Annotated in this window: 22 protein-coding genes and 1 pseudogene; 16 read left to right on the forward strand and 7 right to left on the reverse strand. The window is 61.7% G+C overall.

Going from position 1 to position 18,696, the window contains the following annotated elements:
* Positions 1 to 12 precede the first annotated feature (12 nt).
* Genes psbH through H6G99_RS09485 form a run of 4 tightly spaced genes read left to right on the forward strand, consistent with a single transcriptional unit; the run spans position 13 to position 1,460 of the window.
* On the forward strand, positions 13 to 213 hold the full coding sequence (gene psbH, locus H6G99_RS09470; RefSeq protein ID WP_015109629.1) for a photosystem II reaction center phosphoprotein PsbH: 201 nt from the start codon (positions 13 to 15) through the stop codon (positions 211 to 213).
* A gap of 19 nt (positions 214 to 232) precedes the next feature.
* Entirely contained in the window at positions 233 to 562 is a 330-nt protein-coding gene (locus H6G99_RS09475) for a TatA/E family twin arginine-targeting protein translocase (protein WP_190611237.1), read from the forward strand.
* A 13-nt stretch (positions 563 to 575) separates the two neighbouring features.
* Positions 576 to 1,184 (forward strand): aminoacyl-tRNA hydrolase, encoded by a 609-nt coding sequence (gene pth, locus H6G99_RS09480; protein ID WP_190611238.1) that lies wholly within the window; start codon positions 576 to 578, stop codon positions 1,182 to 1,184.
* Between the two features lie 18 nt (positions 1,185 to 1,202).
* Entirely contained in the window at positions 1,203 to 1,460 is a 258-nt protein-coding gene (locus tag H6G99_RS09485; RefSeq protein WP_190611239.1) for a DUF3146 family protein, read from the forward strand.
* Here the strand turns inward: H6G99_RS09485 and H6G99_RS09490 are convergent.
* The 4 genes from H6G99_RS09490 to rph form a co-directional block, all read right to left on the reverse strand.
* A complete protein-coding gene (locus tag H6G99_RS09490) occupies positions 1,438 to 1,860 on the reverse strand; it encodes a RuvC family protein (RefSeq protein WP_190611241.1) in 423 nt (140 codons plus the stop codon). The two genes, H6G99_RS09485 and H6G99_RS09490, sit on opposite strands and share 23 nt — an antisense overlap.
* A gap of 16 nt (positions 1,861 to 1,876) precedes the next feature.
* A complete protein-coding gene (locus H6G99_RS09495) occupies positions 1,877 to 3,130 on the reverse strand; it encodes a DUF3084 family protein (protein WP_190611242.1) in 1,254 nt (417 codons plus the stop codon).
* Positions 3,131 to 3,205: 75 nt separating this feature from the next.
* Positions 3,206 to 3,871, reverse strand: a complete 666-nt coding sequence (ntcA, locus tag H6G99_RS09500) for a global nitrogen regulator NtcA (protein ID WP_416233167.1) — start codon at positions 3,869 to 3,871, stop codon at positions 3,206 to 3,208.
* 142 nt (positions 3,872 to 4,013) lie between these two features.
* Positions 4,014 to 4,766 (reverse strand): ribonuclease PH, encoded by a 753-nt coding sequence (rph, locus tag H6G99_RS09505; RefSeq protein WP_190611244.1) that lies wholly within the window; start codon positions 4,764 to 4,766, stop codon positions 4,014 to 4,016.
* Positions 4,767 to 4,930: 164 nt separating this feature from the next.
* Between rph and H6G99_RS09510 the strand changes: the two genes are divergently transcribed.
* On the forward strand, positions 4,931 to 5,530 hold the full coding sequence (locus H6G99_RS09510) for a cob(I)yrinic acid a,c-diamide adenosyltransferase (protein ID WP_190611246.1): 600 nt from the start codon (positions 4,931 to 4,933) through the stop codon (positions 5,528 to 5,530).
* A 4-nt stretch (positions 5,531 to 5,534) separates the two neighbouring features.
* Positions 5,535 to 6,128 (forward strand): dCTP deaminase, encoded by a 594-nt coding sequence (dcd, locus tag H6G99_RS09515; RefSeq protein WP_094584423.1) that lies wholly within the window; start codon positions 5,535 to 5,537, stop codon positions 6,126 to 6,128.
* 255 nt (positions 6,129 to 6,383) lie between these two features.
* On the opposite strand, the gene H6G99_RS09520 is transcribed toward dcd, so the two are convergent.
* Positions 6,384 to 7,223, reverse strand: coding sequence for a hypothetical protein (locus H6G99_RS09520; protein WP_190611247.1), 840 nt, complete (start codon positions 7,221 to 7,223; stop codon positions 6,384 to 6,386).
* An 879-nt stretch (positions 7,224 to 8,102) separates the two neighbouring features.
* Between H6G99_RS09520 and H6G99_RS09525 the strand changes: the two genes are divergently transcribed.
* From H6G99_RS09525 to H6G99_RS09550, 6 genes and pseudogenes are all read left to right on the forward strand, one after another.
* On the forward strand, positions 8,103 to 8,642 hold the full coding sequence (locus H6G99_RS09525; protein ID WP_190611249.1) for a hypothetical protein: 540 nt from the start codon (positions 8,103 to 8,105) through the stop codon (positions 8,640 to 8,642).
* Positions 8,643 to 8,707: 65 nt separating this feature from the next.
* A pseudogene (locus tag H6G99_RS09530) lies at positions 8,708 to 9,843 on the forward strand (IS5 family transposase).
* Positions 9,844 to 9,971: 128 nt separating this feature from the next.
* A complete protein-coding gene (locus H6G99_RS09535) occupies positions 9,972 to 10,277 on the forward strand; it encodes a TIR domain-containing protein (RefSeq protein WP_199297101.1) in 306 nt (101 codons plus the stop codon).
* 47 nt (positions 10,278 to 10,324) lie between these two features.
* A complete protein-coding gene (locus H6G99_RS09540; protein WP_190611252.1) occupies positions 10,325 to 11,131 on the forward strand; it encodes a hypothetical protein in 807 nt (268 codons plus the stop codon).
* A 153-nt stretch (positions 11,132 to 11,284) separates the two neighbouring features.
* Positions 11,285 to 12,535 carry a hypothetical protein gene (locus H6G99_RS09545; protein ID WP_190611254.1) on the forward strand — a complete coding sequence of 417 codons (1,251 nt, stop codon included), beginning with the start codon at positions 11,285 to 11,287 and terminating at the stop codon, positions 12,533 to 12,535.
* Between the two features lie 497 nt (positions 12,536 to 13,032).
* Complete coding sequence (locus H6G99_RS09550; protein ID WP_286191089.1) at positions 13,033 to 13,464, forward strand: HNH endonuclease; 432 nt, start codon at positions 13,033 to 13,035, stop codon at positions 13,462 to 13,464.
* 317 nt (positions 13,465 to 13,781) lie between these two features.
* Here the strand turns inward: H6G99_RS09550 and H6G99_RS09555 are convergent, their stop codons facing one another.
* Entirely contained in the window at positions 13,782 to 14,990 is a 1,209-nt protein-coding gene (locus H6G99_RS09555) for an alpha/beta hydrolase family protein (protein ID WP_190611258.1), read from the reverse strand.
* Between the two features lie 120 nt (positions 14,991 to 15,110).
* Between H6G99_RS09555 and H6G99_RS09560 the strand changes: the two genes are divergently transcribed.
* Positions 15,111 to 15,713, forward strand: a complete 603-nt coding sequence (locus H6G99_RS09560) for a DUF3592 domain-containing protein (protein WP_190611259.1) — start codon at positions 15,111 to 15,113, stop codon at positions 15,711 to 15,713.
* An 83-nt stretch (positions 15,714 to 15,796) separates the two neighbouring features.
* On the opposite strand, the gene H6G99_RS09565 is transcribed toward H6G99_RS09560, so the two are convergent.
* Positions 15,797 to 16,450, reverse strand: coding sequence for a TetR/AcrR family transcriptional regulator (locus tag H6G99_RS09565; RefSeq protein WP_094584427.1), 654 nt, complete (start codon positions 16,448 to 16,450; stop codon positions 15,797 to 15,799).
* A gap of 149 nt (positions 16,451 to 16,599) precedes the next feature.
* On the opposite strand from H6G99_RS09565, the gene H6G99_RS09570 reads away from it, so the two are divergent.
* From H6G99_RS09570 to H6G99_RS09580, 3 genes are read left to right on the forward strand one after another with little or no spacing between them, the layout of a single operon-like run.
* Positions 16,600 to 17,511: a sterol desaturase family protein gene (locus H6G99_RS09570; protein WP_190611261.1), complete on the forward strand. Its 912-nt coding sequence runs from the start codon at positions 16,600 to 16,602 to the stop codon at positions 17,509 to 17,511.
* Entirely contained in the window at positions 17,508 to 17,996 is a 489-nt protein-coding gene (locus H6G99_RS09575) for a DUF2721 domain-containing protein (protein ID WP_094584429.1), read from the forward strand. Before H6G99_RS09570 ends, H6G99_RS09575 begins: the two co-directional genes overlap by 4 nt.
* 27 nt (positions 17,997 to 18,023) lie before the next feature.
* Positions 18,024 to 18,644 carry a GNAT family N-acetyltransferase gene (locus H6G99_RS09580; RefSeq protein WP_094584430.1) on the forward strand — a complete coding sequence of 207 codons (621 nt, stop codon included), beginning with the start codon at positions 18,024 to 18,026 and terminating at the stop codon, positions 18,642 to 18,644.
* The last annotated feature ends 52 nt before the right edge of the window (positions 18,645 to 18,696 follow it).

Here is an 18,696-nt window from a genome sequence, read left to right on the forward strand (position 1 = left end):
GTCCGAGCTGCCATGGCCCAACGCACCCGTCTGGGAAACCTGCTGCGCCCCCTGAATTCCGAGTACGGAAAGGTGGTGCCCGGCTGGGGTACCACCCCCGTGATGGGCGTGTTCATGCTGCTCTTCCTGGTGTTCCTGCTGGTGATCCTGCAGCTGTACAACAAGTCCCTGCTGCTCGAGGGCATCAACGTCAACTGGAACGGCGTCGGCTGATTCCTCTCGCCCCCTGTCCATGAACATCTTCGGCATCGGTCTGCCCGAGATGGCGGTGATTGCCGCCATCGGGCTGCTGGTCTTCGGACCCAAGCGGCTGCCCGAGCTCGGCAAGACCCTGGGGCGCACCCTGCGCGGCTTCCAGTCGGCCTCGCAGGAGTTCGAGAAGGAGTTCCGCACGGCCGTGGGCACTGAGCAGCCGACCGGGCAGCCGATCGACATCTCCGGTCCCCCTGCCGCCGTGCCGCCTGCGGCCGAACCCGCCGCGATCACGCCCGCTGCCGACCCGGCAACGCCGGCGGTGGTGGTCGAGGAGAGCGCCGCACCCTCCAACGGCCCCGCCAGCTGAGGACGGCCATCCGTTGGATCTGCAACTGCTGGTGGGCCTGGGCAATCCCGGCCCCCGCTACGCCGACACCCGCCACAACGTCGGCTTCATGGTGCTGGAGCGGCTGGCCCGCAGTGGCGGCGCCAGCTTTCGCAACCAGGGCCGCCTGCACGGGCTGCTGGCCGAAGTCGGCCAGGGGGACAAGCGGCTGCGGCTGCTGATGCCCCAGACCTTCATGAACGACAGCGGCCGCTCGATCCGCGCCGCCCTCGACTGGTTCCGCCTTGAGCCCGCCCAGATGCTCGTGCTGGTGGACGACATGGACCTGCCCCTGGGGCGCCTGCGGGTGCGGGCCGCGGGCGGCGCCGGGGGGCATAACGGCCTGCGCAGCACGATCGCCCACCTGGGCAGCGAGTCGTTTGCGCGGCTGCGCATCGGCATCGGCGCCCCCGGCGAGACGCCCGAGGAGCGCCGGGCCCGCACCGTGTCGCACGTGCTGGGCAAGTTCTCCGCCGCCGACCGGCCGGTGCTGGAGACGGTGCTGGAGGAGGTGGAGGCGGGCATCGACCTGATCCGGCGGCTGGGGCTGGAAAAGGCGGCCAACCGGTTGAACAGTTTTCGCGCCGATCCGCCGCCATCCTGAGAGCATCGACAACGTCCCGTGAGCCGCCTTCCCGCCACCACCGCACAGCTGCGGGTGCTGCGCCAGAGCTTCAGCCCCTGCCTGCTGGAGGGGGAGATCAGCGCCGGCAGCTTCCAGTGGCGCTTCCGCTGGGCGTTCGATCGGGGCGAGCTGCAGGTGGAGCCGTCCCTGGGGCGCGCCTTGATCCAGGACGCCCTGCTGCGCTTCCTGCTCAAGGCCGACTACCAGCTCGAACCGGGCGGCGACTACGTGTTCACGGTGCGGGCGTCGTTCTGAGCAGCTCCCGCCCCAGGCGCCGCTCCAGCAGCAGCTGGGCCACCACGTCGTCGTAGTCACGGGGGGGCTGGCGCAGGCCCAGGGGCAGAAGCCGCCGCCAGTCCCGGGCGGGGAACAGCTCCCAGTAGCGGCGCCGCGCCGCCAGGGTGGTGCCCCGCTCATCCACCAGCTCCACCGCCAGCAGGGGCTCCAGGCGCCGCCGCCAGGGGCCGCTGCCGGTGCCGTCGCCGATCACCACGGCCGCCAGGGCCTGGTGGCGGTGCCACTGCTCCAGCCGCTCCCAGGCCGCCTCCGGGGGCAGCACCAAGGCCTCGCGGATCTCGCGGCAGGCAGGGTCGGTGAGCACCAGGCCGCACTTGCTGCGGCCGGGATCGAGGCCCGCCAAAGGGCCGGTGGTCATGGCCGCACCGCCACCGTCATGGCCGCCCTGGCCGGGTGGCTCCGGCGCCGTCCTTGCGGGGCCAGCGCAGCTCCACGGTGATCGGGTCGGGGGTGTCGGCGTTCTGGGTGGCCACGGCCTCGAGGTTGGCGGTGACGCCGGCGGGGCGCTCGCTGAGGTCGCGGGCCAGGGCGTTGATGCTGGCGGCATCGAACTGGAGGCCGTTGGCCAGGGTGCCCTGGCGCTGGACCTTGGCGAAGGCGGCGGCCAGCAGCAGGTTGAGGCGGCTGCGGACGGCTTCGGGGTCGCGCACGTCGGGCTCCAGGGAGGTGCGGGAGAGGACTTCCCCCTGCTCCACCACCTGGCGGTTGGGGCGCAGGTCGGGGAAGGCGAGCACCTGGGCCTCGCCCCGCAGCACGTTGGCGGCCGAGCGGATGCTGACCACCCAGGTGCCGGGGGTGGCGAGCAGCGATTCCAGCCGGGTGATGTCGCTGCGGGGCACCAGCAGGATCTGGCGGTTGGGGGGCTGGCCAGGCAGCAGCAGCTGGAAGGCGGCCCGGTTCGACTCCTGCAGCAGGGCATCGATCACCTGCTTGGCCTGGTCGGGCCGCTGCAGCTGCACCTTGGCGGTGGCCAGGGGCTGGCCGCTGGCGATCACCACGTCGCCGCGGCGCAGGGCGATGACGTTGGTCTCCAGGTCCTTGAGCTCCTTGGCACCGGCGGCGATGCGGCGGCGCACATTGGCCAGTTCGGCCTCGGTGCGGCGGATCTCGGCGTCCCGGCCCTGCACCTCCCGGCTGAGCCGGGCCCGCTCGGCCTCCAGCCGGGCGCGCTGGGCCTGCAGAGGCTGGAGCTCGCGGCGCAGGGTGTCGACGCGGCGTTCGGCGGCCAGCAGCTGGTCGCGGGCGCGGCGTTGGCTGGCCAGGGCCTGGTCACGGCGGCGTTCGGCCGTGATCAGATCGAGGCGGCTGCGCTCCAGTTCCCCCCGGGTGCGGGTCAGTTCCCCCTTGTTGCGCTCCAGGGCGGCGCGGCTGTCCCGCAGGCGGTCCTGGATCTGGTCGAGCTCGAAGAGCCCCACCCGCAGGCGCTCGCTCACCAGCAGCATCAGCGCCAGCGACACGGCACTGATCAGGCTGCCGGTGAGCACCGTGATCACCACGGCGGTCTTGCGGGGCCGCAGGTTGAACAGGCTGAGGCGCGCCTTGCCCACACGGCTGCCGAGCCGGTCCCCCAGGGTGGAGAGCACTCCGCCGAGCACCAGGAGCGCGAGGATCAGCAGCCAACCCGACACCTTCCGAGCCCCGGTTCCGCGATCCACCAAGTATCCATGCCGGTGGCCTCACGGCACCCGGCTGGGGCCGCCCGATCAGCTGAACCGCTTGGCCAGGGCGATGGGGTCGAAGACGGTGATCTTCTTGCGGTCGATCTGGACCAGGCCGTCGTTGCGCAGGTCGCCAAGGAGGCGGGTGATGGTGACGCGGGTGGAGCCGATCGCCTCGGCGATGGCCTGGTGGGAGAGGCGCAGGTCGATGGTGATCCCCTCGGCGCCGGGCACGCCGAAGTCGCGGCAGAGCACGAGCAGGAAGCTCACCAGCCGGGAGGACATGTCCCGGTGGGTGAGGGTCTCGATCATGGTCTCGGTCTGGAGGATGCGGGAGGAGAGGCCCTGGAGCAGCAGCAGGCCGACGCTGGCGTCCTGCTCGATGGCGCGCCGCACCGAGGTGGCCGGGGCCGTGACCATCTCCACCCGGGTGAAGGCGATGGCGTGATAGAAGCGGTCGGAGCGCTGGCCGGTGAGCAGGGAGAGCACCCCGAAGAGGCTGTTTTCGCGCAGCAGGGCCACTGTGATCTCCTCGCCCGACTCGTAGACGCGCGAGAGGCGCACGGCACCGCGCCGCAGCAGGTAGACGCGCTCGGCCGGGTCGCCGGGGAAGAAGATCGTCTTGCCGCGCTCGATGGTCTCGACGCTGCTGCCGGCCAGGCCGCGGATCACGTCCAGCAGGGTGGTGGCCAGGGCGCCGGGGGCGCCCATGGGGGTCACGGAGCCGGGGGATCCGCTGGAAGGGCTGCTGGGGTAGCGGCTGAAGCCACGCGTAGCGCCGACCATCAAGGCGTGGCGATTGGTGATGAACCTATGGATCGGTCTGGCCGATCCATGTAGCCAATGACACTCTTTAGCCGGTCGTGGTGCCTGGCGCCACAGCCAGGGCCTGGCGCTGGGCCTCCTGCAGGTCCCGCAGGCCCGGCTCAGCCAGATCCAGCAGGGCGTCGAGGCGGGAGCGGGAGAACGGGGCGCCTTCGGCGGTGCCCTGGATCTCCAGCAGCCGGCCCTGCTGGTCCATCACCACGTTGAGGTCGACCTCGGCGCGGGAATCCTCGGAGTAGTCCAGATCCAGCAGGGCCACACCGTCCACCAGGCCCACCGACACGGCCGACACCTGCTGGCGCAGGGGCGAGGCGGCCAGCACGCCCTGGTGCTGGAGGCGATCCAGGGCGGCGGCCAGGGCGATCCAGGCGCCGGTGATCGAGGCGGTGCGGGTGCCGGCGTCGGCCTGGAGCACGTCGCAGTCGACCAGCAGGGTGCGCTCGCCGAGGGCCTCCAGATCCAGGGCGGCCCGCAGGCTGCGGCCGATGAGGCGCTGGATCTCCTGGGTGCGGCCGGAGAGCTTCATCAGCTCGCGGCCCTGGCGGCTGGGGGTGGAGGCGGGCAGCAGGCGGTATTCGGCGCTGAGCCAGCCGCTGCCGGAGCCCTTGCGCCAGCGGGGCACCTCGGGATCGAGGCAGACGCTGCAGAGCACGCGGGTGCGTCCGGCGGCGAACAGCACCGAGCTGAGGGCGAAGCCCATCGGGTCCCAGTCGACGGCCACCGGGCGCAGGGCATCGGCGGCGCGGCCGTCGTTGCGGGGGGCGTCGGCGGGAGTGGTCACGCGGCCTTTGGCGGAGCCGGGCCAGCGTAGGTGGCGCCGGTGGTACGCCTGTTCCCAGCCACTACCGATGGTGTGCCGGGCTGGCGAGGGCCGCTACATTCGGGAGGTGAGCGGCCGGGGCGATCCGTCCGGACCTTTCACACCAAAGCTTCCGTGGGGTGTCCATGACCGCCAGCCTCATCGACCCCGGCCACCCCCGGCGCACGGCCGTCCCGGCGCGCCCGGAGCCGCTGGCCCTGGTGCCGCCCTTGCGGCTGGTGAGCCAGCCGGAGGGGTTGCTGCAGATCCACACGGCGCCGTTCCGGGGCAGCTTCGCGGCGGTGTTCAGCCAGGCCCTGCGCAGCGCCGGGCTGGGCAGCCGGGTGCTGGTGAGCCAGTTCCTCAAGGGGGGCGTGGAGCAGGGGCCGGCGGGCAGCCTGACGCTGTGCGGCCGGCTGGAGTGGCTGCGCCCGGGCACGCCCCACTGCCTCGATGGGCCGCCGGGCTCCCAGGGCTCCGAGGGGGCCACGGCCGAGGAAGCGCTTGAGGCGGTGGCGGAGGTGTGGGAGGTGAGCCGCGAGCGGCTGCTCAAGGGCGACCTGGATCTGCTGGTGCTCGATGAGCTGGGCCTGGCGATCGCCCTGGGCTATCTGAGCGCCGAGGCGGTGATCGAGGCGCTTGAACAGCGGCCGGCCCATCTGGATGTCATCCTGACGGGCCCCTCGATGCCGGCCAGCCTGATGGCGATGGCCGATCAGGTCACCCAGTTGCGCCGCGGCGGCTGACGCCATGCTCAAGAACGACCACTGGATCAACGAACAGGCCGCGGCCGGAATGCTGGAGCCGTTCCAGCCGACGCTGGTGCGCCACCTGGATCCGGAGGGCCGCACCGGCCCGGTGCTGAGTTTCGGCTGCTCGTCGTACGGGTACGACCTGCGGCTGTCGCCGAAGGAGTTCCTGATCTTCCGCCACGTGCCGGGCACGGTGATGAACCCGAAGCGGTTCAACCCGGCGAACCTTGAGCCGGCGCCGATGCACAGCGACGAGGACGGCGACTACTTCATCCTGCCGGCCCATTCCTACGGGCTGGGGGTGGCGCTGGAAAAGATGAAGGTGCCGTCGAACATCACCGTGATCTGCCTGGGCAAGAGCACCTATGCGCGGCTGGGCATCATCGTGAACACCACCCCCGCCGAAGCCGGCTGGGAGGGTCACCTCACCCTGGAGTTCAGCAATTCCTCCGGCGCCGACTGCCGCATCTACGCCGGCGAAGGCATCTGCCAGCTGCTGTTCTTCGAGGGCGACCCCTGCGCCACCACCTACAACGACCGCCAGGGCAAGTACCAGCACCAGCCCGAGCGGGTGACGCTGGCGAAGGTGTGAGGGGATGAACAGTTGGTTATCGGGTCCGTCTACTTCGCTTGGCTGGCGAGACGCTATGGCGTTGATGGGCTGCGGCGGAACGGATCCGGGACAACGGGCCCAGCTGCAGCCGCTTCTTATGCGGCCTCGAGGTACGGCTTTGGGTGGTTATCGGAAACCGTCCAATTGGCGTTAGTCTTATCAGCAGCAGATACTGCCATAGAGCCTAAAGACCCATGCCAAGCGGAGACAGGCTTCTTTGGGCGAGAAAAGGCCCTATTGCCGAGGATTCTTTTCGGTGGAGATCAATGAATCTACTTCTACTATCAACCGATCATATTTAACTGTTTTGGGTTGAGAAAGAGTTCTGCAGAGGTAGTTGATTGTATTGTCTAACTGCGCCTCAGCTATCTCCTTCTTTGCGATCTTCTTCAAATTGTCGTGGATGCTAGCGGCTTCAGAGAGACTTCGGAATGTTGCCGCTCTCTCCTTTCTGAAATCCTTGGGCCAGTCCTTTTCTTCCGATTGGAGATAATAATACTGCGCTTCGGCTACAATCGAAGCCACCCCAAAGACAATCGCCTTTCTCCCCTTGCCCTCATGCTGGAGTAGTCGACACATCGCCTTGTAGATCTTTGATCGTGAGAGAAGAATAAGGGCCTCATTCTGAATCTGGTTGGGGCAACCCTTCGCGAGTAGCTGATTGAGGAAGCCCCATGCTTCATCATATCTGCCAAGTTTCTGTAGATAGGAGGGCAGCCTTAGATAAGTATCAATGCCGTAGCTCACCGAAGAGTTCCCGATTTTTTTGTATGCCTCTTTTAAGACCAAAACGGCTGCTGACACGTTTCCATCTCGGTTGAGTTCTGTCGCAACCTTGAGGGTTTCGCTGGCCTGCAGTGATTGTACGTAATCAATGATGTTATCAGAGTCGGGACGAGTATCTATGATCGCTCTTTCTGCGACTGTTCTCCCTGCATCAGAGCAGATCCAGGCAACTCTATCGGCATCATAAGGCTGGATTAATCCCTCACTTATCAGTTGGTTTACGAATGCCGCGACATCCCCACCAACTAAATGTTCATAATATTCAAGACCACTATAGTAATCGATCATTTCTCTAGATAACGGGGTATCGAGAAACTTTTTTAGAAACTGTACCTGTCCTGCGCTCAGGCTTGGCCGCAGTTCGTTGGACTTTGTAGGGCTGGCAGCATTGCCTTCGTCAAGTAGTCGAGGATTAATGGGTGGGGGAGGTGGTGGCGGAATGCCCAGGCCCGTTCTAGAAAGACTTCTGCTCTGTCGCCTGCATCGTGGGCATTCTGTTGCATGGTTGAGGAGTTCTTCCCCACATTCGATGCAGATCACTGTTGCCTCCCTGCTGTTCTAAGATTACTTTGATTCTACAGATGCGTCGGTAACCTGGTGACTTTAGGCTGGCTAAGGCGGTTTCTGGCGCTTGGCCGTTTCTCCTTGGAAAGGATGAAAGAGCCAGTTCTGCTTAGAGACCATGGTCGTATGAACTATGTTCAACCCGCTAGATAAGCACAACCAGGGTGAGAGACTCTTCGATACCGTCAAGGCTTTCTTCGAGAAAGGCACGATGGCAATGAAGCCAGACACTACCCTCGATGCCACCTTGAATGCTATTTTCAACTCTACCAGTTACAAGCATATTCAGCGGTACCCCAGATTGCGCGTGTCCTGCAGATACCAAGGGGGAAAGTCTAACAATGCCATCCACCTGTGCCGCCTCCGAATGATTCTTTTCCACCCCTCGGCCTATCAGCGGCCAGGTGATGGCAAGCGTTGACCAGGCGTATGTCCAAGTCGGGGGGGCTGCGGATTTTCATGGTAAAGTCGCAGCACAAAGCTTTCTAAATTTGACCAGTCATCCAGAATGAACCTAGCTTCAAGGGATTAACTCCATCCCAACCGGGATTATCTCCTACGCAACTCAGGGACAAACTCCCGTGCACTTTGCTTAATGGCCTAATGGCAGATGAACCTGGAAAAAGTAAATTCCTTAGCATTCTTGACGCTTATTCCAAGTGGGAAGGAAGGGTTAAGACGTTTGGCACACTTGCAGGTCTATTTGTATTTGTCGTTGGATGGGCAGTGTCAGCCGTGGCAAGAGCGCTCCTCTCTGCTGCGCCCTTGCTGAACTCATTCCTGACCACATTACCTCTTGCCTTCTCGGTAGGAATGCTGACGGCTCTAGTTACGCGCTACAAAATCAAGAATCCGATTGAACTCGGGCTTGCGGCAGTGCTGACATTTATTGCGAATTCATTTATCACCAATTGGCTTGGTCTAGGTCTGCAGATTGATTATAACCAAGCTCTTGCCTCCTTAGGCTTTGTCGTGAGCCCCAATGGCATGACGCAGACCATTAGTCCGTATGCATTAGTCTTCTTGTTTCCATTCGCAATTCTTTGGGAATATTTCCAGCTGTACGGGGTAGCAGGATTTATCATGTCAACGGCAACGGGAATTATTGCTGGAAGAATACTTGGCGGAAGAAAACATCAATAGTCACTTTAGGAGGCTGCTGAATAACCCTGCCAGCCGCGGGAGAATGGCCAAACGGCACTGAGCGGATGCGCGGCCAGCAGGAGAGGACCGGTCCTCTGTTCTCCTACGTCTCCACCGAGGATCGAATCCCCAAGGGCCATCCCCTGCGGCAGATGCGCTGGCTGGCGGATCAGGCGCTCGATCGGCTGAATCCCACCTTCTGCCGGCTGTACCAGCAGGCCGGACGGCCCTCGATTCCACCGGAGCAGTTGCTTTTCGCCCTGTTGCTGCAGGCGATCTACGGCATCTGCTCGGAGCGGATGTTGATTGAGCAGTTGGACTACAACATGCTGTTCCGCTGGTTTGTCGGCCTCAACCCCGACGATCCTGTTTGGCACCCGACCACGTTCACCAATAACCGTGACCGCTGCTCAACGAGGAGCTGATGGCCAAGTTCCTGCAGCTGTTGCTGGCCTCACCGGAGGTCAAGCCGCTGCTGAGTTCGGACCACTTCTCGGTGGATGGCACCTTGCTGCGGGCCTGGGCCTCCCACAGCTCACTGGAGCGGATCGACGGGAATGACGACGATCCGTCACCGCCCCGTGGTGGCCATGGCTTTGGCTCAGCTCCCGCCAAGGGGAAGAAGAGAGCCAAGGGTGATTTCAGGGGGCTGTTGCTCTCTAACCACACCCATCGCTCCAGCAGTGATGGCGAGGCCCGGCTGTTCCGCAAGTCCGGTGGCACCGGGGCGTTCCTCAGCTATCTGGGCCACTGCCGCATGGAGAACCGCCATGGCCTGGTGGTGGCCAGCGAGGTGACCCCAGCCGATGGCTATGGCGAGCGTGCGGCAGCGGTGCGGATGGCGCGTTCCCTGCCGGGTGCCTACCAGAAGACGCTGGGGGCCGACAAGGGCTAAGACACCAGGGATTTCGTGGCCGACATCCGCTTTGCCGGGATCACGCCCCATGTGGCGCAGAACATCCAGGCCCGCCGCCGCTCCGCCATTGACGGGCGAACGGCTCGCCATCAGGGCTACGGCAAGTCGATCAACGCCAGGAAGCGGATCGAGCAGGTGTTTGGCTGGATCAAACAGGCTGCGGGATTGCGGCAACTCAAGGCGAGAGGCCGATCACGGGTGGGAGCCGTGTTCCGGCTGCACGTGGTGGCCTACAACCTCATCCGCCTAGCCAACCTGCTCAGCCCACGGGAGGCCACGGCATGAAACGGGCGGAAAGGGGCGATCGGGGTGGATTCAGTGCTCCGCGAGAGGAACAGAGGCCAACGGGTATCACCCGATCGGCCGATCGGACTCCCCCATGGTGCAGACCATCAGCGGCGGAAGCGTTAAGAGTGCAGCCGCGCTCGGTTCGGCGGCAATTTCAGCAGCCTCCTAGGCAGAACGTCGTCTTTGAGCACGGATACCTGATCGCTAAGCTTGGCCGACGGCATGTGTGCGCGTTGGTGAAGAGTGGGGTCGAAGTTCCAAACGATATCAGCGCTGTGGTCTACATACAGCTGGATGAACATGGAGCCTGGCAGCTGGCTGTCGCAAAGGAACTGCTGAACGCAGGCTATGATATGGACATGAATAAGGTCGTGAAGGCTTCTGTACCGCGGGTGCCGAACCATTTCTTCCAGCAGTCTCACCTGAGGTGATCCGCCTAATTCAAACGTTAGACGACCAATGCATCATTGAGCTCAACATGAAACCCAACCCACTTCCAAGATCTAAGCAAGAAGCGTTCATCGATAGCCCGTTGTATGCGGCTTTCTCACTTGAGGGGTGGGAAGATGACGACACAACGAAATTCTTTCTCGGAGGTGGCACTCTCGATGCCTGGTGTCCGAAGTGCGGCAAGAACAGCGTATTCAGAATTCAGAGCAAGCTGCCAGGGTATAACGAAGCAAAAAAGAATCTTCCTCTTATCGGTATCTTGGAAATCGCATCTCAGTGCAGTCGCGGTGCCGAAGACAGCTATAGTGGCTGCCGCTCCCCACTTTTCGTACTCTTCCTTAAGGAGCACGATGAGGTAAGAAAAGTTGGCCAGAGTCCATCTGCCGCCGATCTGGCATTCGGAAGTCTTGACCCAGCATTTAGCAAAGAGTTGGGTGTCAGCGAACGTAGAGAGCTAGGCACAGCACTTGGACTCCACGCACATGGCGTTGGAATAGGCTCATTCGTATATCTTCGTCGGATATTTGAGTCGCTGCTTGACGGTGCCCGTCTCCAAGCGGAATCTGAGGAAGGTTGGGACGTAGACAAATACTCTCGTTCAAGAGTTTCAGAGCGAATTAGACTCCTTAGCAAGCATCTGCCTTCGCGCCTAGTAGAGTCGGCAGATTTATATGGCCTACTAAGCGCCGGAATTCATGAGCTATCTGAAGAGAAGTGCCTCCAGACTTTTGGCCTGGTACAAAGTGCGATTGAACTGATCCTCAAGGAAAGGCACGAGGACAAGCGTTATAGCGAGGTCATAAAGCGCCTCGATGCAGGAACGGATATCACTTAACTCACTGATCGCCTAACATCCAGATGTAGAAGACGGGTCCAATGAGTACATCTCAGTGCAAAAAGTTTCTGCCCGCTTCTGATCTGGGGTGTTAGGCCTTGCAGTTGAGACAATGAGCGTAGCTCCAGAAAAATCGACGCCTCGCATAACCAGATGACGAGCCCTGGACAACCCACAGAACCTCCCGAAGAGCCGAGCACCATATTCGATCTTGCAGAGTCGGAGGGGATAAATGACTCCGAGCGCGCCCTCACTAGGCTTTGTCGCAAGTCATTTCTGCGCCTTTGGTCACAGACCAACGTCTTTACCGACGAGGGATTTAAGGACGGGAAAGGGTCGACCAAAGAGCTATGTGATGCTCTTGTGGTCTTCGGCGATGAAGTGCTTGTCTTTTCGGACAAGCATATAGTCTTCCAAGCGGACAAGGATATCAACGTCGCTTGGCCTCGCTGGTACAAGAGAGCGATACGCGATTCATGTAAGCAACTTCAAGGTGCGAAGTTGTGGCTTCAACGCTTTCCCGATCGCGCATTCCAAGACCCCAAATGCACACGCCCGCTGCCAGTTGCGGTGCCCTCGGGCTCATCAATTAGATTTCACTTGGTTGCGGTAACTCGTGGGACGCGAGAAGCCGCCCTCGCGAACAACGGTGGAGAGGGCCTTGGCTCGCTTGCCTTGTGCAGTAGCGTCGAGGGAGATGGCCACTTCAAAACTCCCTTTGTTATTGGTCTTCCTGAGCCAGAGAAACACTTTGTCCATGTTTTCGACGATGTATCGATTGAACTTCTCCTGAACGAACTGGACACGATTGCTGACTTCCTCGACTACTTGAAGAAGCGCGAGACTTTACTCGGACGCCGCGGCACACACGTCATGGCGTACGGCGAAGAAGAACTCATGGCGTCGTATTTAAGGAATATGAACGCCGACAAGACTGAGCATGTCTTTGTTGATATTCCACCTGAGGAAGGCGTACCAGATCTCATTCTTTTCGATCAAGGCCACTTCGAATCTCTGAGCGAGGATCCAGGGTATCGACGCAAGAAGGTAGCTGACCGCATCAGCTACGCATGGGACGCACTGATAGATCGATTCATTCGCTACGGGGACCCAAGTATCCATTCGCGGTATGCGGAGCAGAAGGCTGTAGATGCCGAGCAGGGCCTGCGTCTCATGGCCGCCGAGACACGATTTCGGCGACGCCAACTGGCAGAGTCATTCATCGGCGCACTGCGACGTGCAAAGCAAGGCATTCGTCTTGGGCGGCTCGTATACGGCGGAGTCGAGAATGAAACCGTGTATGTATTCGTTGTGGCAGCCAAGAGAGCAGAAGAGTCCTATGAAGAATATCGGCAGTACCGGATTGGCCTGCTACATGCCTATGTCCAAACAGCAAAGCTCTAGGCACCGCTGGGAACGATCTTCGTCGGCATAGCCTTTGATATTAAGTACAAGGACTATCCAGGAGGGTCTGAGGATCTATTTGTTCTGTCAAAGCCAGATTGGAGCGACGATGAACTGGTCGAGCTTGAGTTAAGAAGGCGGGAACTCAGCCTATGGGGTGATGCAATGGAGTTCTCACGGTTTCGTCAGGATGAGTTCCCGCAGGCCAATCAGCGCATGGCCATCAGGCGAGTATTCAAGGAACGTCCTGAATCTGCTGCCGTAGCCAATTCTAGACATTCTGAGCGAGTAAAAGCGAAGAAGCGCCGCCGTAAAGTACAGCAGGCTTCAAAGCGAAGTAATCGCAGGAGGAAGTAAACCACCGCTCAAGTGTGGCTGGCATGATCGAGGCCTAGCTAGTTATTATGGCTGACAGCCTTCTGCGGCGGCTGAACTCCAGCGTTAGACATCAATCAAAGAGGTGCTCCATGAGGCGTTCAGCTGAAGAGGTTCTCCGAATGACTGAGGACAAACCAAGCCGAGGCACTGTGCGCCGACATTACCTCGAATGGAGGCGCTCACGCGACCTGCCTAAGCGCTGCGACAACCAGAAGTGCCAATTTCATTTAAATTCTCTGGTTTGGAATGGACAGCCCCTAAGTCTTATTCTGGACCATATATCTGGCAATGCTAGGGATAACAGGCCAGAGAATCTGAGACTCCTATGTCCGAACTGTGATGCGCAGAATACAACAACTCGGGGAGGGGCAAATGCCGGCAGAATCGAAACCCTTAAGGGTGGATCATATCATGTAAGAAATCGGGATGGTACACAAGCTGCATATGCGAATGGTGCGAGCTTCGTCGCAATTGCATCAGTTTTCGCTGGCGCACCCAATTCTGGTATTGTGACAAGTTCGCTCTTATCGAGTTCTGCAGAAAATCCATGACAACCCCCTCAAGTTGACAGGCAAGCTCTGGCTTGTCACCCTTGCCCCATGATCCATGCCTGTCACTCAAGGACGGCGTTCGCTCTGCTGTCGACCGGCTTGATTGTTCTTGTCAGGTATTCAGGTGAGAATCCCTCGACATGCCTTGAAACCAATATGCATCATGCTGGCAGTGGCTCAGGAGTTAATGGCAGCTTGCACGGTGAGTCGACAAATTGCTCAAATCAAAGGCATACACCCTGGATGCCCGAGAGGCATGCGCGGATCAGTCCAGAGCGCTAGACGCACCACGTATTCGCGCCCACGGACCAGGCCGTTCATCGGGGCGTAGGGCTGGTGAACACCGCCTCCAACCAGTCGTAAGCACGCTGATGGAACAGTGAACGCGCCATCTCCTCACAATGGCCACCGGCGCCTTCGGCTGTGGTGAAGCGCACCAGGGTCCGGGGACACTGCAGCGCGGCATGCAGCTGCTCCGCGAAGCGCGCGATCGGATCGCCTTCCGCCCAGGCCACCAGCGTGGGGCAGCGGATCTGTTCCGCGCGCCCCCTGAGGCTGTAGTCGCCGGCGATCCTGAAGTAATCGGCGAGGGAATCGAGGCCATGCACCCAGAGGGCCCGCTGGAAGGTCCAGTGCAGGGATGGATTGGAGCGGATCTGGCCCTGCAGGGCTTCGAGATCGGTGGGGGCGATTTCGGGCAGGCGTTCGCGCACGGCAGGCGGGAGCGGCAGGTTCGCCCGCAACGCTTCGAGAAGGTCCCACTGGCCGGGGTCGGCGATGCAGGCCGCAAGCCGGTGCTCCCCGCTGGCTGCACGGGGCGCCAGATAGCCGCCGAAGCTCCAGCCGATCAGCGCCATCCGCTGCGGGTCCACCTCCGGGCGGGAGTGCGCGTAGTCGACAACCGGGCGCACCACGTTCTCCCAGTCGGGGCGGAACACCAGGCCCTGGTGGATGAGGGGGCGGCCCTGGCCGGGGCCGTCGAAGGTGAGGCAGTGGTAGCCGCGGCGCACGGCGGCCACGGCATGGGCAAAGTGCGCCTCGTGCACGGTGGCGTCGTAGCCGTTGGTGGCGATCACCAAGGGGCGCGGCTGGCCCGAGTCATCGGCACGGTGGAAGTAGCCGGGCAGGCTCGTGCCCTCGTAGGGGATTTCCACGGCCTCCACCGCTGGCGACATTCGGGCGGCGGCTCTGGCGAACGCCTCGGCCTCCCGGTCGAAGGCCTCCACCAGCCGGACGTCCACAGGCACGCCGAAGAGCGGCAGGTAGGACGTGCGGTAGTAGTTGCTGGCCCGCAGGTAGGCCTCGCGAGCGCTCACCGAGCAGCCGGCCGCCGCACAGGATTCGGCGATCTGAAACACACGGTCGGCGGTGGCTGTCCAGGCCCGATACCAGCTGTCCGGATCGGCGGGCGTGATCTGCGCAGCCGTGACGAAGCACTCGCCGAAATCAGCACCCCCATAGAGCGCGTGCGAGAGGGCGCGGACGGCAAACCGCTCAAACAGCGTGTCTTGAAAGAAGAGCCCCATCGCGACGATCTCCGGCGGCCGCGCGAAGACGACCCAATACGCTCTGCATCATCACCGAGGGCTTCGGCGTTCTCATGCGCACGGCGGGCCTGAGCGCTGAGGCGACGGGTCTTCCTGCCCATGCGTGATCCGTTCGGCATCGGCAGTGTCTGCATCGTCAGGTGGACACCGCCGTTGACGTTAGCGTTAATCTGGCGCTTTGATCGACCCAGTCAGAAGCTCATGAACTCCACGTCTCTTGGAGCCATCCAACTCATGCTTGTGGCGGGCTCCGTTATCGCCGCTCTGTTTATTTTGTACCCAGCATTTCTGGCCTGGAGGTGGGGGGAGGAAAGCAGAAGCTGGCCAACGGTGACTGGAACGATCACCTATTCAGGCACGGTGTTTATCCTCAGTGGTGGCGATGGAAGTGCCGTGCACGCTTCCTATCGACCATGGGTTGTGTGCGAGTACTGCGTCGATCAAGCCAAGCACAAGTGCAGACGAATCAGTTTTGGATTCAGGTTCAATACAGTCCGCAGCAAAGCAGAGAAGGTGGCGGCTGAGTTCGTCGTGGGCCAGGATGTACTCGTGCATTACATGCCAGGCAAGCCCGCCATGGCGACGCTGAAGCCGGGGATCTCTGCTGGCCTATTGAGGTTCAATCTGCTCTACAGCGCCTTTCTGGTCACTCTTCTTGGGTGCGGTTGGATCTGGGTGGCTGTCCATTCCCTCGGGCGTTAGTTGGCGTTCCCCAGCAGGCGGCATCTGGCTGCCGACGCCAATGATATGGGTCTCTCTTCGTGGGGGAGGCTCCCCTGCGATCCTCAGGCCGAGAGGCTCAGATAGCCTAGGGCAAGCCGCTTGATCTCGGCAACCATTCGGAGTCGCTTCTCGGGCTCTTGCAGGCGGGACAGCCAGATCAGCGGTGTGATGGCCTTGACCAGCACAAGGGCCATCAGCTCCAGATCTGTCGTGGATGGGCTGGACTCCTGGTTCTTGCCGTCGCCGATGCCGCGCCCGGCGAGTGAGGCGGCGAGGTCAACGATGAGCTGAGCATCGGCGGCGTCTTCGGTCTCGCGGAGTTCCGGTACCGAGCCCTGGGTTTCCATGAAGATCGCGTGATACCCGGGATGGTCGTCGAAGAAGCGGGACGTGATGTCAATCAGCCGGCTGACGTACTCCGGTAAGGACAGCTGCATCAGTTCGGCGTTGTCGGCCAGGGCAAGCCGCTCGTGGAGCAGACGGTTGTACCGCTCCATCAGCAGGAGAACGATCGCCTTCTTGTCGGAAAAGAACTGATACAGCGAACCGATCGGCACCTGGGCCTTTTTGGCGATTTCGTTGGTGGAGGTGGCACCGAAGCCCTGGGCCACGAAAAGCTCCTCGGCCACGTCAAGGATGTGGTTGACGCGCTCCTGGCTACTCGCCTGTTGCGGCTTTCTGCGGATGCCACTGACCCGGGTCGGGCGGCTGGCCATGGGCTCCCCTTCGAACAGAGCAGTACGGGAGTCCTACACCCCCGCCCGACGCGGCAGGGCCCGCCTGGTTGACAGATGTGAGCAAAGCTCGTACGGTCTGCGGCATGAGCAAAGCTCACATCCTCCACGCCCCTGCGGCACCCTCCCCCATGCAAGACCTCCTGCTCGGCCTTGAGCGCGCCCCGTGGCTCTCGGACCTCCTCTCCCTCGGCGACTTTGCGCTGTTCGACAGCGCCCTGCCGGCTGCGGCCATCTACGCCCTGATCACCGTTCCCTTCTTCTTTGTCTTCTGGGTCTGGCGCCGGCAGGCGGTGCAGCCGCGGCGGATCCAGCCCAAGCAGCGCAGCACGTCCGCCCAATGGACCAGGGAGATTCGCCAGTCTCTGTCGAGCGTGGCGATCTTCACGCTCATCGACGTGGGAATCTTTCTGGCCGATCGGTCGGGCTTCACAACGATCTATCAGCACATTGGCGACTATGGCCTCGCCTACCTGGCGGCCAGTGTTGTCCTGATGATTGTGATTCAGGACACGTTCTTCTACTGGGCCCACCGGCTGATGCATTGGAAGCCCTTGTACCGCTGGAGCCACAGGGTCCATCACGAAAGCATCGACACCAGCCCCTTCACGGCGTACTCGTTCAGCCTGGTTGAAGCCGTTGTGGAAGGGATCCCCAACATCATCTTTCCTTTTCTCTTCCCGGTGCACTGGTCGGCGCTGATTGTCTATCAGGTGCTGTCGCTGATCATGAATGTGATCGGACACCTGGGCTATGAAATCATTCCCGAGAGCTGGAGCGGCCACTGGTTGTTGAAGTGGAAGACCCCCTCCACGCACCACAACATGCACCACTCCCATGTGAACGGGAACTACACCCTTTACTTCCGATTCTGGGATGTGTGGATGGGCGCGGAATTCAAGGATTATCCGCAGAAGTTGCAGTCTGTCTACGAGCGGATCCGCCAGCACCGGCAGGCCGCTGATGAGAGCGCGACCCCGGACGTCCAGCTGCAACTCACCGCGCCAGCCACTTCTGCCTCCATCCCGGAGACTGCCGCATGAACGCCAACAGTGTTGCCCAGGCCATTCAACTCGTCATTGCTCCGTCCGTGATGCTGTCAAGCTGCATCGTCTTTCTGAACCTGACCCTGGGGCGCTACCTGAAGATCAGTGATCGCCTCCGCGGCATGACGAGGGAGCGCATTGACATCCTCAACAGGTACGACCCCCAGGATCATGCGTATCGCGATGGCCTGAGCCTGATCGACAAGCAACTGATTCAGCTGGCGGATCGCTATTCCTCTCTCCAGAAGGCGAGCCTGGTGCTTTACGTCTCGATCGTCCTGTTCCTGCTCAGCATGATGGCGATTGGTTTGTCGATCAATCTGTACCCCCTCTTCTTCTCCTTCCTGGCGATGGCGATGTTCCTGCTTGGATCGCTGGCCCTCCTGACCGCCATCATCCTTGCCATGTCGGAGGTGTCGGTCTCCCATCGCGCCGTACGGGCGGAAGTCCGATGGGCCATGTCCCTGAGGCCAGACCAGTAAGCGGCAGCGCAACGACCCATCACCACCATGACGATGCAACAGACATCCAGCGTTGTAAGGCTCACCGGTGCAGACCTTGACTGGGCAACCGCCCTGCTGGGCGCAGCCTTCCTCAACGAACCGCCCATGAGCCACCTCTTCACAGGCGCTCGACGCGAATGCCAGACCAGGGAGTTCGTGCGTTGTGCCTGCGCCTATGCGCTCCATTCCGGGGAGGTGTACACCACCAGTACCCGTCAAGGTGTAGCTCTCTGGCTCCCACCTGGGAATACCAACATCAGCCTCCTAACCATGGCCCGCAGCGGCTTGCTGCTGGCACCCTTTCGGTTGGGCCTCACCACCCTGGCAAGGGTCCTGGGCTTCATGGAGCACATGGACACCATGCACAAGCAATCTGCGCCTACGCATCACTACTACCTTCTGATGCTTGGTGTGCATCCTCAGGCGCAAGGCAAGGGTGTTGGCAAGATCCTCATGAATCACCTGCTTGAACGTGCCGAGCAGGAGTCCATGCCTGTCTACCTGGAGACCCAAAGCGAGCGCAACCTGGACCTGTATCGGCGCTTTGGCTTCAACGTCGCCATCGAAGACTCGGTTCCTGGAATCACGGGCCTGAAGAACTGGGGAATGCTGCGAAGCGCCTCCTGACCCTGCGATCACACACGTCCCGACACCATCCCTTCATCAATCACACGACGAG

The sequence above is a fragment of the Synechococcus sp. FACHB-909 genome (genome assembly GCF_014698945.1).
Lineage (GTDB): Bacteria > Cyanobacteriota > Cyanobacteriia > PCC-6307 > Cyanobiaceae > Cyanobium.

Bases quoted from the DNA above. Each gene is read 5' to 3' on its own strand.
- H6G99_RS09550 (WP_286191089.1), top strand. From the start codon at position 13,033: ATGACTGAGGACAAACCAAGCCGAGGCACTGTGCGCCGACATTACCTC.
- dcd (WP_094584423.1), top strand. From the start codon at position 5,535: ATGCTCAAGAACGACCACTGGATCAACGAACAGGCCGCGGCCGGAATG.
- H6G99_RS09570 (WP_190611261.1), top strand. From the start codon at position 16,600: ATGCAAGACCTCCTGCTCGGCCTTGAGCGCGCCCCGTGGCTCTCGGAC.
- H6G99_RS09490 (WP_190611241.1), bottom strand. From the start codon at position 1,860: ATGACCACCGGCCCTTTGGCGGGCCTCGATCCCGGCCGCAGCAAGTGC.
- H6G99_RS09540 (WP_190611252.1), top strand. From the start codon at position 10,325: ATGAAACCCAACCCACTTCCAAGATCTAAGCAAGAAGCGTTCATCGAT.
- H6G99_RS09580 (WP_094584430.1), top strand. From the start codon at position 18,024: ATGACGATGCAACAGACATCCAGCGTTGTAAGGCTCACCGGTGCAGAC.
- H6G99_RS09575 (WP_094584429.1), top strand. From the start codon at position 17,508: ATGAACGCCAACAGTGTTGCCCAGGCCATTCAACTCGTCATTGCTCCG.
- H6G99_RS09510 (WP_190611246.1), top strand. From the start codon at position 4,931: ATGACCGCCAGCCTCATCGACCCCGGCCACCCCCGGCGCACGGCCGTC.
- H6G99_RS09525 (WP_190611249.1), top strand. From the start codon at position 8,103: ATGGCAGATGAACCTGGAAAAAGTAAATTCCTTAGCATTCTTGACGCT.
- ntcA (WP_416233167.1), bottom strand. From the start codon at position 3,871: ATGGGCGCCCCCGGCGCCCTGGCCACCACCCTGCTGGACGTGATCCGC.
- H6G99_RS09520 (WP_190611247.1), bottom strand. From the start codon at position 7,223: ATGATCGATTACTATAGTGGTCTTGAATATTATGAACATTTAGTTGGT.
- psbH (WP_015109629.1), top strand. From the start codon at position 13: ATGGCCCAACGCACCCGTCTGGGAAACCTGCTGCGCCCCCTGAATTCC.
- H6G99_RS09475 (WP_190611237.1), top strand. From the start codon at position 233: ATGAACATCTTCGGCATCGGTCTGCCCGAGATGGCGGTGATTGCCGCC.
- H6G99_RS09545 (WP_190611254.1), top strand. From the start codon at position 11,285: ATGACGAGCCCTGGACAACCCACAGAACCTCCCGAAGAGCCGAGCACC.
- H6G99_RS09555 (WP_190611258.1), bottom strand. From the start codon at position 14,990: ATGGGGCTCTTCTTTCAAGACACGCTGTTTGAGCGGTTTGCCGTCCGC.
- H6G99_RS09560 (WP_190611259.1), top strand. From the start codon at position 15,111: ATGCGTGATCCGTTCGGCATCGGCAGTGTCTGCATCGTCAGGTGGACA.
- H6G99_RS09565 (WP_094584427.1), bottom strand. From the start codon at position 16,450: ATGGCCAGCCGCCCGACCCGGGTCAGTGGCATCCGCAGAAAGCCGCAA.